Below are 11451 nucleotides of genomic sequence, written 5' to 3'. Positions count from 1 at the left end.
GCCCGCGGCGCCGGCCGCCGCGTTGTCGCGCGCGGCGCGGCTCTGGCCGAACCGCAGCAGGCGCCGCACCTGCGCCTCGAGGTCGCGCGGCGCGCCGGCGCCGTCCATGCCGCCGTCGCCGAGCGGGATCGCGTCCTCCAGCAGCAGCTTGTAATCCTCGTCCTGCTGCTGCACCTTCGCGAGCAGGACGACGAGGCGGCCGGGCTCGAGCAGCGGCTCGCAGCGCTTCCAGATCGCCGGGAACGCCACCGCTTCGACGCGCATGATGCGGTCCTCGACCTCGAGGAACGCCATCGCCTGCCCTTTGCGCGTCATGAGCGGCTTCTTCGACACGACCATCGCGGCGGAGACGGCGTACGTCCCGTCCGGCGCCTCGGCCAGGTCGACCAGCCGTTCCATCGGCAGCGCGCCCAGCGCCTCATCGTAATCGTCGAGCGGATGGCCGGACAGGTACATGCCGAGCAGCTCCCGTTCCAGCCCGAGCAGCTGGCCGGTCGTGTACGGCCGCACCTCCGGCAGCTCGACGTCCCAATTCTGCACCTCGTCGAAACCGAACAGCTCGAGCTGCAGCTCCTCGCGCTCCTTGCGCCACTTCAGCGCCGCCTCGACCGTCTCGTCGAGCGCCGCGACGAGCTGCGCCCGGTGCGCGCCGAGCGAATCGCACGCGCCCGCCTGGATCAGCGATTCCAGCACGCGCTTGTTCGCGACCCGCAGGTCGACGCGCCGGCACAGGTCGGTCAGGCTGTCGAAGGGGCGCTGCGCCCGCTCCTTCAGCAAGGCGTCGATCGCCTGCGTGCCGACGTTCTTGATCGAGGCGAGGCCGAAGCGGATCGCGCCGCCGACGGGCGCGAACGTCACGCTGCTTTCGTTGACGTCCGGAGGCAGCACCTCGATGCCCATCCGGCGGCACTCGTCGACGTACTCCGCCGTCTTGCGCTGGTTGCCGGTCACCGAGGCGAGCATCGATGCCATGAACGGCACGGGGTGGTTCGCCTTCAGCCAGGCGGTCTGAAAGGCGAGGACGCCGTACGCCGCCGCATGCGCGCGCGGGAAGCCGTAATCGGCGAACCGCACGATCATATCGTAGACGGCGTTGGCCTCGCGTTCGCCGCAGCCCTGCCGCAGGCTGCCCGCGACGAAGTGCGCGCGCTCCTCGTCGAGCACCTCGCGCTTCTTCTTCGAGACGGCCCGGCGGAGCAGGTCGGCCTCGCCGAGCGAGAAGCCCGCCATCGCCGAGGCGATCTGCATGATCTGCTCCTGGTAAACGATGATGCCGTATGTGTCGGCCAAAATCGGCTCGAGCGACGGATGCGGATATTCCACGTCCGCCAGGCCGTGCTTGCCGGCGATGTATTTGGGAATGAACTCCATCGGGCCCGGACGGTACAGGGCCAGGACGGAGACGATGTCTTCGAACTGCGTCGGCTTCAGCTCGCGGAGCACCCGGCGGACGCCGGCGGACTCCAGCTGGAAGATGCCCGTCGTGTCGCCGCGCGTCAGCATCGCGTATGTCGCGGGATCGTCGTCCGGGATGTGTCGGAAGTCGACGGTGATGCCATGCTGCCGCTTCACCCAGTCCAGGGCGCGCTCCAGGATGGACAGCGTCCGCAGGCCGAGAAAATCCATCTTCAGCAGGCCGACGGCTTCCAGGTTCTCCATGGAATACTGCGTCAGCGCCGTCCGCTCCGTGCCTGCCTGCAGCGGCACGTAATTCGTCAGCGGCTCGCCGGAGATGACGACGCCCGCCGCGTGGGTCGAGGCGTGCCGGGGCATGCCCTCTACCTTCAGCGCCATGCGCAGCAGATCCGCCGTCTTCGGCTGGCGCTCGGACGCCTCGCGCAGCTCGGCGCTCGTCCGCAGCGCCTCCTCGAGCGAGATGCCGAGCTGGTTCGGGATCAGCTTCGCGGCGCGGTCCACCTCGCCGAACGGCACCGCCATCGCCCGGCCGACGTCGCGGACGGCCGCCTTGGCCGCCATCGTGCCGAACGTGATGATCTGCGCGACATGCTCCTCGCCGTACTTGGCCGAGACGTACGCGATGACCTCGTCGCGCCGTTCGTCGTTGAAGTCGATGTCGATATCCGGCATCGTCACGCGCTCGGGATTCAGGAAGCGCTCGAACAGGAGCTTGTACTTGAGCGGGTCGACGTCCGTGATGCGCAGCGTGTACGCCACGAGGCTGCCCGCCGAGGAGCCCCGCCCCGGTCCCGTCCGGATGCCCTGCTCGTGGGCGAAGCGGATGAAGTCCCAGACGATGAGGAAATAATCGCTGAAGCCCATGCTGTCGATGACCTTCAGCTCGTACAGCAGACGCTCGAGCGCCTTCCCCTTCGCGGATTCGTCCGCCGTCCAGGCGGGATCGCCTCCGTACCGCGCTTCCAGCCCTTCGCGGCACAGCGCCTCGAGGTACGCGTAGGACGTCATGCCCGCCGGAATCGGCCGGAATGCCGGCAGCAGCGCGCGGCCGAACGTCAGCTCAAGCTCGCATTTCGCCGCGATTTCGGCGGTCCGCCGGACCGCGTCCTCCGCCTGCCGGAACTGCCGGTACATCTCGTCCGCGCTCTTCAGGTACATCTGGTCCGTCAGCATCTGCAGCCGGTCGTCGTCCTCGACAGTTTTGCCGGTGCCGATGCAGATGAGCACGTCCTGCACGGCCGCGTCGGCCGGCTGCAGGTAGTGCACGTCGTTCGTCGCGACGGTCGGAATGCCGGTCCGCTCCGCCAGCTCCAGCGTCGCCTGCAGCACTTTCTTTTGCTCCAGCATGCCGTGGTCCTGCAGCTCGAGGTAGAAATCGCCGCCGAAGATCGACCGGTAGCGCTCCGCCGACCGGAGCGCCTCGTCGTGCCGGTCGTGCAGCAGCAGCTGCGCGATCTCGCTGCCGAGGCAGGAGCTGAGGCAGATCAAGCCCTCCGCATGCGCCTGCAGCGCCTCGAAATCGATCCGCGGCTTATAGTGGAACCCCTCCAAATGCCCGATCGAGACGAGCTTCATCAAATTCCGGTAGCCCGTCTCGTTCTTCGCGAGCAGGATGAGGTGATAGATCGGATTATCCTTGCGCGTGCCCTTGTCGAAGCGCGAGCCAGTCGTCAGGTACGCCTCGCAGCCGATGATCGGCTTGATGCCGCGCGCCTTGCACGCCTTATAAAACGGAACGGCGCCGTACATGACCCCGTGATCGGTCAGCGCCAGCGCTTTCATGCCGAGCTCCGCGGCCGTCTCGACCAGATCCTTGATCCGCGAGGCTCCGTCCAGGAGACTGAATTCGCTATGAACATGCAAATGTACAAACTCGCGGTCGCCGCTCATCGCCATTCCTTCTTTCTATCGTAAACGAGCATCATTTTCTATCATTTTATCATATTGGCCCCCCGCAAGCCCATACAATGGAATCGAGAGGGGACGAGCCGCGTCCCCGCCAGATTCATCGGAACCGAAGGGAGCGCGGCCTTCATGGAATCCTTCCTAACGAAATCCATCGTCGACTTCTTCATCGCGTTCGGCGTCGTGTTCGGCGGCTCGATGCTGGCCGGCATGGGGTCCGTCTTCGTCATGGCGGCGCCGGCGGCGATCATGATCGACACGGCTTCCCGGCTGAAAATATGGGCGCTCGTCGCGGCGGTCGGCGGCACGATCGACCCCATGCGCGTCATCGAAAGCAACATGCTCGAGGGCCATCTCTCGCCCGTCGTACAGCAAATCTGCTACATCCTCTGCGCCTTCCTCGGCGCGCATATGGGCACGGAGCTCATCCGCTGGCTGTGCAAAGGGGCGGTCTAGCGATGCGGGTGCCTCCTTTCGAACGGTTCGCGCGGTTCACGCAAGCCGTCGCCTTCGTCGTGCTCGGCGGCATTCTCGGCGCAATGGCGTACCATGCCGTGTTTTTCATGAATTTCGACGCGCTGCGCGAGACGAATACGGAATTGGAAGACAAGCTGAGCGATTACGAGGACCGGCTCGTGAAGCTGAATCAGTTCAAGGACCAGCATACGGTGGTGAAGAGCGTGCAGCCGATCCTGCTGGACCGGAAAGAGGAAGCACCCGTCCTCGAGCTGGACGAGCAGACGAAGCTGGAGTTGAAAGCAAAGCTGAAGAAGGATCTCTCCGTTTTTCTCGGGACGAGCATCTATAAGATCAACACGAACGCCGAGCTGGCCCGGCTGCTGCTGAACGACAAGACCTATCTCGTCGCGGGCAATAAAGAATTCACGGTGCAAATCCATACGATGCTGGTCGTGGATAACGTGCTGCAGGTGTGGTTCAGCGCGAAGCCGTACACGCGGCCGATCAAATAAGCGCTTCACCGCCTATGAAACGGCATTTTCGCTTGCCGCCCGGTTCATGGTACAATGGTGGGCAGAAAACAAGCCTGCCTCAGGCAAAGGAGCTGCACGCCAGTCATGGTTAACGCCTTACATTGGGCTATCGTCCTCGTCATCTGCCTCACGTCGGTGATGTCGGCCGTCTACAGTTACAGAGCGCGGCGCACGTCCGACGCGCGCCGGCGCGGCATGCTCGCCGCCCGCACCAACATGTGCATGGGCGCGATGCTCGTCTTCATCGCGCTGTTCATGATGCTCGCCTTCTCCGGCTCGACGGTCAAGGTCATCATCAGCGCGCTCATCATCGTCATCGGCCTGTTCAACCTGTTCGCGGGGCTGCGCAACAACAGCGTCTACCGCTCCATGAAAGGTTAAGCGCGCCCGGCCTTCTTAGTGCCCGAAGCCGCCTCACCGATCGCGGGAAGCTCCGCTTGTCCCCCTTCAATAAGGATCGATCAGCTGCGCCGCAAGCAGCGCCTTGGCCGCCGTGCCCGCGGGGTCCTTCAGCTCGATCTCGAGCTTGGCGCTCTTGCGGCTCATCTCCAGCAGCGACGGCACGATGACGACCTCACTCTCCAGCTGGAGCGGCCGGACGAAATACGTCGTCATGCTCTCGATCACGTAATCCCGCTTCCCGAGCTCGCGAATGAACCCCCTCGCCGCCTGCGTCATCAGCGTGACGAGCACGCCCTCCGAGATCGTGCCGAACGTCCCCGACATTTGCGGCGTGATCCGCCCTTCGTACGCCATGCGTTCCCCGTCCGCGTCTTCCTTCAGCCGAAAGCCCGCCCCGATGAGCTCGTCGAACGTCTCCCCGGATTCCTTCTGCTTGCCCGCGTACCGCATCGCCTCCAGCGCTTCGTGCCGGCTGACGGCCGCGAGCAGCTTGCGGTTCTTGTCCACGATCGGCAACAGGTCGATCCCTTCGGCCGCCATCGTATGCGCCGCGGACGCGATCGGGATGTTCGGCGCCGCCGTGATCGGATTGCGCGTCATCAGCTTCTCGATCGGCACGGTCTCGTTCGCGCCCTCCGCGTCCTTCGCCGTCATCATCCCGACGACCCGTCCCCGCTCGTCCAGCACCGGGAACCGCGTGCCGCCGACCCGGGCGGCCAGCCGCACGTAATCGCCCTTCGTCTCGCCGAGCCGCATCGTCTCCACCGGCCGGCTGTACGTCACGATGTCCTCGACGAGCATGATTTTCTGCCGGATGAGCCGATCGAACATCGCGCGGTTGATCATGGACGCGACCGTGTACGTATCGTGCTTGGAGGAGATGATCGGCAGCCCGAGCTCGTCCGCGAGCAGCCGGATGTCCTCGCTCGTGCCGAAGCCGCCGGTGACGAGCACGCCCGCGCCCTGCTCCAGGGCGAGTCGGTGCGCGCCCTGCCGGTTGCCGACGATGAGCAGGCTGCCCGCGTCGATGTAGCGGACCATGGCGTCAAGCTCCATCGCGCCGATGACGAATTTGTGCAGCGTCTTCTCCAGCCCGCCCGCGCCTCCGTACAGCTGGCCCTGCACGATGTCTGCCACCTCGCCGAACGTCAGCCGGTCCGGCGTCTCCCGGCCCCGGCGCTGGATCCGCACGGTCCCGATCCGTTCCTTCGTGCTGACGAGCCCCGCCGCTTCGGCCTCCTTGATCGCCTTGTACGCCGTTCCCTCGCTCACGCCCAGCTCCTCCGCCATCGTCCGGACGGACAGCTTCGTTCCGATTTCGAGCTGGCGGATATACTCCATCAGCCGCTCGTGCTTCGTTTGCGCCTCTGGCGCTTTCCCTCCGGATGCCACGGCGTTCACCCCTTGTCCTTTGCGCAGCGTTCGCTGCCTGTCTGGATCCATTTTAACAGAATTCCTGGCGCGGACGCATCGCTCTTTGGGCGCGCGGACGCGCCATTTTATGTTGAAAACGGCTCTGTCCGCCAATCACCAAGGGGTAGATGTCCTCATATGATGAACTAATTCGTGTCAAAATCCTATGGACCCCTGGCCAAAACGACATCATCCTCCGGCATGGAAGGAGCTCCGTCGATGCTGAAAACGAAAGTCGCCGTGCACGTCGTCAGCCCCGGCATTCTTCCGGATGACGCCATCATGCTCGGCGATGCCTATCTGAGACAATGGAAAATTCCGCAAGGTCAGCCGGTGACGCTAAAATTCGGGGCATTGCGCCAATATGTCAAAGTCGTGCCGGTCGAACGGTTCGACGGGATGCGGATCGGTCAAAGCCTGGCAAGGAAGATGGGACTGCTGCAAAACACGACACTTCGCATCCGCTATCGCGCCGAGGAAGCCGTGCTTGCGCTGGGACCGCTGATCGGCGTGCTGATCAGCCGCGACGACCCGGAGCACCGCGACCGGCCGTTTGGCTCCATCACGATGTTCTGCAAGGAACTGGTGGATGCCTGCGCCGCGCAGGGCGCCCACGTGTACTTCTTCACGCCGCTTCATCTGAAAGGCAATTTCAATACGGTCGAAGGCTGGACGTATTCGAGCGAAGGCTGGCGCAAGGCGTTCATGCCGTCGCCGGACGTCGTCAACAACCGGCTGACGTCTCGCAAGCTGGAAAACCGGCCCAACGTGCAAGCGTTCATCCAAGAGGTCAAGGCGCGGCACAAAGGCACGGTGTTCAACGAAAAGTTTCTCGATAAGCCGGAAGTGTTCGAAGCGCTCGCGAAAGACCCGGCCCTGGTCAAATATTTGCCGGAATCGCACGTGCTCAAAAGCATCACGACGCTCAAGGCGATGTGCGCCCGGTACCACACCGTCTTCCTGAAGCCGGTGCGCGGCAGCTTGGGCAAAGGCATCATCCGCATCACCCGGCTCGAAGGCGACGGGTATTCCGCGCAGTACGCTACCGCCGGCGGGACGAAACGGCAATCCTTCAGCAGCCTGATCAAGCTCTACGGCTCCATCTCCGGCAAGATGAAAACCGTCCGGTACCAGATCCAGCAAGGGCTGCAGCTGATCGACATCTTGGGCCGGCCGGTCGACTTCCGCGCGCTCGTGCAGAAGAACGAGACCGGCAAATGGGTGCTTACGTCCATCGTCGCCCGCACGGCGGGCAGTCACCATTTCGTGTCGAACCTCGCGAGAGGCGGTACGCTCAGCACCGTGCGCGAGGCCGTCGGCCGGTCCAACCTGTCCGGCGCGAGCAGCCATGACGCCCCAGGGAAGCTGCAGCGGGCCGCGCTCGACATCGCGCACGGCATCGACGCGTTCATTCCCGCGCATTTCGGCGAGCTCGGCATCGATCTTGCGCTCGATACGCATGGCCGCGTATGGCTGCTCGAAGTGAATTCCAAGCCCTCCAAGAACGACAACACGCCGCTGCAGGACCGGAAGATCCGTCCCTCCGTCCGCAACATGGTCCGTTACGCGCGGCATTTGGCCGAATTCTGAAGCTAAAGGGGGAAGCGGCGATGGCTGAAACGGCACGAACCGGCATCCTCGGCATCCTGATCAGCCAGCGGCGGGTAGGCGGCGAAGGCGGGAGCGATGCGCCGCTCGTCATGCCGGAGGACGATTTTTGCCGCCGGCTTTGCCGGCACGGGCAGACGATCGGCATGTTCGTTTTTTTGTTTTGCGCCTCCCACGCCGCTTCCGCCGGAGAGACGGCGATCGGCGGCTACGCGCTTCGCGGCGGCGAGTGGCAGCCCGGAAGCTTCCCGCTCCCCGACGTCGTCTACGACCGGGCGCTGCCGGCTTCGGCCGGCGAGGCCCGGCGGTTCCGGCACGCGCTTCTTCGGCTGAAGCGGCGCAAGCGCTTCGCGCTGCTGAACGGCTCGCTGCCCGGCAAGCTCGACGTCTACCGCGCCCTGGCGCATGACGAAGAGCTGCTCCCGCTGCTGCCGGAGACGGAGCCTTACTCGGACGCCGGCCGGCTGGCGCGGCTGCTCGGCAGCCATCCGGGCGGGTTGTTCCTGAAGCCGGCGGCCGGCATGCACGGCAAGGGCGCGCTGCGGCTGCTCGCGGACGCGGAAGGCTTCCGCGCCGACGGCCGCGACCGGCATAACCGTCCGCTCGCGCGCCGCTTCCGCGATTGGGAAGCCGCCGGCGCCTGGCTCGACCGCTTCGCGTCCGCGGTCCCGTACCTCGTTCAGCCCTGCTTGCGGCTGACCGACGAGGAAGGCCGCGTCTTCGACGTCCGGGCGCTCCTGCAGAAGGACGCCGGCGGCCGCTGGACGTTCACCGGCGCGGCCGTGCGGCGCGGCGGGGCGGGCAGCGTCACCGCCAACCTGCACGGCGGCGGCACGGCCGCCATGGCCGCGGCGGCGTTCCGGCCACGGTTCGGCGAGGCCGGCGCCGCGGAGCTGCTCGCGCGCATCCGGCGCGCGAGCGAGCGGACCGGCGCGTGCCTCGAAGCGCACTTCGGCCGGTTCGCCGAGCTGGGCCTCGATTTCGGCCTGGAGCCGGACGGCCGGCTGTGGCTCTTGGAAGCGAACGCCAAGCCGGGCCGCGCGTCCTTCGCGGACGATGAGGACGCCGCCGGGACGGCCGTTCGGCGGCCGCTCGATTATGCGATGCTGCTGGCTTCGCGCCAGCGCCCCCTGTTCCCGACCACCCGAATTCAAAGGAGATACATCCAGGAGGTTCATCCATGAGTTTGACATCTTGTCATGTACACTTCTCACCCTCAAGCGAACGCATCGTCTACCTGTCGGGCTCACTCCTTCGCTCCCTGAAACTGTCCGGCAAGAAGACGATTCAACTGAAATTTGGGCACGAAACGCTGACGGCCGCCGTGAAGCCCATCAACCGGCAGGGCAATCACCTGTACCTGTCCGCCGGCGTCCGCCAGACGATCAAGGTTCCGAAGGCCGGCAGCATCTCATACGTGCAAGGCGAAGACATCGATCTCCAGCTCGGACCGCTGATCGGCGTGCTGACCGACGGCGACCGCAAGAGCGACTCTCCCTTCGGCTCCCGTTCCGGCTACATCCGCCAGCTGATCCGCATGGGCGAGCGCAAGGCGTACGTGTTCGCCTTCACGCCGAGGGACGTGAACTGGACGAAGGAGACCGTCAACGGCTACTTCCTCAACAGCGCCGGTGCCTGGTACCGCAAGGTCGTGCCGCTGCCAGACGTCGTCTACAACCGGCTGCCGAGCCGCTACGCGGAAACGACGGCCTCGATCATGTCCATGCGGGAACGCTTCGTCCGCAAGGGCGTGCCATTCTTCAACTGGAGCTTCTTTAACAAGTCCGACGTCTATAAGCTGCTGGACAAAGACGTGGAAGCGCTCGAGCACCTGCCGGAATCGGTCAACAACCCGCGCTCCGAGAAAATCAAGGAGATGCTGGAGACGCACCATTTCATCTACTTCAAGCCGACGGCCGGCAGTCTCGGCATCGGAATCTACCGCCTGACCTACCATCCGAAGCGCGGCTACTTCGCCCGCTACCGGCGCGGCAACACGAACGTGCTGCTCCGCTTTACGAACTTCAACAGCCTGATGCGCATGCTGGAGACGCGCCACGGCAGCGGCCTCGGGCGGTACGTCAGCCAGCAGGGCGTGCGGCTGATCGAGATCGACGGCTGCCCGATCGACTTCCGGTTCCATATGCACAAGAACGGCAGGAACGAGTGGGTGCCGGTCGGCATCGGCGCGAAGAAAGCCGGGCGCGGCAGCGTCACGACCCACATCAAGAACGGCGGCTCGCTGCTGACGCCGGAGCAGGCCCTCAGCCGGGTGTTCGGGGATAAGGCCGACGAGATGCTGGCCAAAGCGAAGTCGGTGTCCGTCAAGCTCTCGCAGGCGATCGAGCGCAACTTCCCGCACACGCTCGGCGAGCTCGGCCTCGACATCGGCATCGACAAGGACGGCGAGGTGTGGATGTTCGAGGCGAACGCGAAGCCGGGCAGATCGATCTTCGCCCACCCGTCCCTCCGCGCGCAGGGCCGCGATTCCATGTCGCATATCCTCGAGCACTGCATGTACCTGAGCAAGTTCAAGGAGCAAGGAGGCGAAGACTGATGGCGCTCGTCTTCCACGAGGATACGGCGGCCGAACCTTCGGCTCAGACGAAGGCCGCTCAACCGGTCCTCGCCATTTTGACAATCGACGACGAGCTGCAGTTCTTTCGCGGCAACCGCGAAAACTTCGCCGATCTGATCGCCGCGGGCAGGGATAACGGCTTCCTCGTCTATGTGCTGACGGTGAAGCAGCTGCGGATCGGACGGAAGTCGCTGAACGGCTACACGTACGACGCCGGTTCGGATACGTGGATCCAATCGCAGTTCCCGTTTCCCGACCTGATCTACAACCGGATTCCTCTTCGCGAGGACGAACTGCAGCCCGAGGTGCGGCGCAAAATCGCCGCCTGCATGAAGAATCCGAAGGTGCAGATCTTCAATCCGAAGTTCTTCAATAAATGGAGCCTCTTCAAGTGGCTGCGGCAGTCGCGCACCACGAAGCCCTATATCCCCGCCACGCGCCGGCTGCTAACCTTGAGCGGTCTCGGCAAAATGATGCAGCGCCACCGGTTTCTATACCTGAAACCGGTGAGCGGCAAGGCGGGCAAGGGTATCATGACGATCGAGCTGCACCCCGAGAAGGCGCTGCCGTACCGGCTCAAGATCCAGGGCAACAAGGGGAGCACGACCTACAACTGCGGCTCGATCGTCAAGCTGTGGAGCCGCATCAAGAAGGAATGCAGCAGCGAACGGTACATTGCCCAGCAGGGCATCCAGCTGGCCGCGTACAACGACCGCTCCTTCGACCTGCGGGCACTCATCCAGAAGAACCAGCGGGGACAATGGGATATCTCCGGCATCGGCGCCCGGCTCGCCGGCTCCATGAGCATCACGACGCACGTGCCGCGCGGCGGCAGCATCGAGGATCCGGAGAAACTGCTTGTCGGCGTATTTGGCCAAGACGAAGCTAATAAACTTCTTACGAAGGCCCGCTCCGCCGCGCTCGTCATCGCCCGCCAGATCGAACGGGGCTCCGGCCGCAGGCTGGCGGAGATGTCGATGGATCTCGGCATCGACCAGTCGGGCAGCATTTGGTTTTTCGAAGCCAACGCGAAGCCGATGAAGTTCGACGAGCCGGACATCCGGAAACGTTCGCTGGAGCGGATATTCCAATACAGCAGCTATTTGTTGCGCAACAAGAACAAATAGCGGGGAGGTA

Annotated in this window: 9 protein-coding genes; 7 read left to right on the top strand and 2 right to left on the bottom strand. The window is 64.5% G+C overall.

What is annotated here, in order from left to right; translation table 11 throughout:
* The coding region (locus ACFPB1_RS08310) for a DNA polymerase III subunit alpha (protein WP_379223920.1) at window positions 1-3306 on the bottom strand (3306 nt) is incomplete at its 3' end.
* A gap of 144 nt (window positions 3307-3450) precedes the next feature.
* Here ACFPB1_RS08310 and ACFPB1_RS08305 point away from each other — a divergent pair.
* From ACFPB1_RS08305 to ACFPB1_RS08295, 3 genes are all read left to right on the top strand, one after another.
* Window positions 3451-3777: a YtrH family sporulation protein gene (locus ACFPB1_RS08305; RefSeq protein ID WP_379223918.1), complete on the top strand. Its 327-nt coding sequence runs from the start codon at window positions 3451-3453 to the stop codon at window positions 3775-3777.
* A gap of 2 nt (window positions 3778-3779) precedes the next feature.
* Complete coding sequence (locus tag ACFPB1_RS08300; RefSeq protein ID WP_379223916.1) at window positions 3780-4292, top strand: hypothetical protein; 513 nt, start codon at window positions 3780-3782, stop codon at window positions 4290-4292.
* A 105-nt stretch (window positions 4293-4397) separates the two neighbouring features.
* Complete coding sequence (locus tag ACFPB1_RS08295) at window positions 4398-4694, top strand: YtpI family protein (protein ID WP_379223914.1); 297 nt, start codon at window positions 4398-4400, stop codon at window positions 4692-4694.
* A 66-nt stretch (window positions 4695-4760) separates the two neighbouring features.
* On the opposite strand, the gene ACFPB1_RS08290 is transcribed toward ACFPB1_RS08295, so the two are convergent.
* Window positions 4761-6056: a DRTGG domain-containing protein gene (locus ACFPB1_RS08290; protein WP_379223944.1), complete on the bottom strand. Its 1296-nt coding sequence runs from the start codon at window positions 6054-6056 to the stop codon at window positions 4761-4763.
* Between the two features lie 291 nt (window positions 6057-6347).
* On the opposite strand from ACFPB1_RS08290, the gene ACFPB1_RS08285 reads away from it, so the two are divergent.
* The 4 genes from ACFPB1_RS08285 to ACFPB1_RS08270 are packed head-to-tail and all read left to right on the top strand — an operon-like array spanning window position 6348 to window position 11441.
* Window positions 6348-7718 (top strand): YheC/YheD family protein, encoded by a 1371-nt coding sequence (locus ACFPB1_RS08285; RefSeq protein WP_379223912.1) that lies wholly within the window; start codon window positions 6348-6350, stop codon window positions 7716-7718.
* Between the two features lie 20 nt (window positions 7719-7738).
* Window positions 7739-8920 carry a YheC/YheD family protein gene (locus ACFPB1_RS08280; RefSeq protein ID WP_379223910.1) on the top strand — a complete coding sequence of 394 codons (1182 nt, stop codon included), beginning with the start codon at window positions 7739-7741 and terminating at the stop codon, window positions 8918-8920.
* Window positions 8917-10293 (top strand): YheC/YheD family protein, encoded by a 1377-nt coding sequence (locus tag ACFPB1_RS08275; protein WP_379223908.1) that lies wholly within the window; start codon window positions 8917-8919, stop codon window positions 10291-10293. The genes ACFPB1_RS08280 and ACFPB1_RS08275 overlap by 4 nt, the downstream gene beginning before the upstream one ends.
* On the top strand, window positions 10293-11441 hold the full coding sequence (locus ACFPB1_RS08270) for a YheC/YheD family protein (RefSeq protein ID WP_379223906.1): 1149 nt from the start codon (window positions 10293-10295) through the stop codon (window positions 11439-11441). The genes ACFPB1_RS08275 and ACFPB1_RS08270 overlap by 1 nt, the downstream gene beginning before the upstream one ends.
* The last annotated feature ends 10 nt before the right edge of the window (window positions 11442-11451 follow it).

This window comes from Paenibacillus sp. GCM10023250 (genome assembly GCF_042653205.1).
GTDB lineage: Bacteria > Bacillota > Bacilli > Paenibacillales > Paenibacillaceae > Paenibacillus_Z.
This window is presented reverse-complemented; position numbering and strand designations above follow the sequence as displayed.

Bases quoted from the DNA above. Each gene is read 5' to 3' on its own strand.
- ACFPB1_RS08290 (WP_379223944.1), bottom strand. From the start codon at position 6,056: ATGGAGTATATCCGCCAGCTCGAAATCGGAACGAAGCTGTCCGTCCGG.
- ACFPB1_RS08295 (WP_379223914.1), top strand. From the start codon at position 4,398: ATGGTTAACGCCTTACATTGGGCTATCGTCCTCGTCATCTGCCTCACG.
- ACFPB1_RS08270 (WP_379223906.1), top strand. From the start codon at position 10,293: ATGGCGCTCGTCTTCCACGAGGATACGGCGGCCGAACCTTCGGCTCAG.
- ACFPB1_RS08285 (WP_379223912.1), top strand. From the start codon at position 6,348: ATGCTGAAAACGAAAGTCGCCGTGCACGTCGTCAGCCCCGGCATTCTT.
- ACFPB1_RS08275 (WP_379223908.1), top strand. From the start codon at position 8,917: ATGAGTTTGACATCTTGTCATGTACACTTCTCACCCTCAAGCGAACGC.
- ACFPB1_RS08280 (WP_379223910.1), top strand. From the start codon at position 7,739: ATGGCTGAAACGGCACGAACCGGCATCCTCGGCATCCTGATCAGCCAG.
- ACFPB1_RS08305 (WP_379223918.1), top strand. From the start codon at position 3,451: ATGGAATCCTTCCTAACGAAATCCATCGTCGACTTCTTCATCGCGTTC.
- ACFPB1_RS08300 (WP_379223916.1), top strand. From the start codon at position 3,780: ATGCGGGTGCCTCCTTTCGAACGGTTCGCGCGGTTCACGCAAGCCGTC.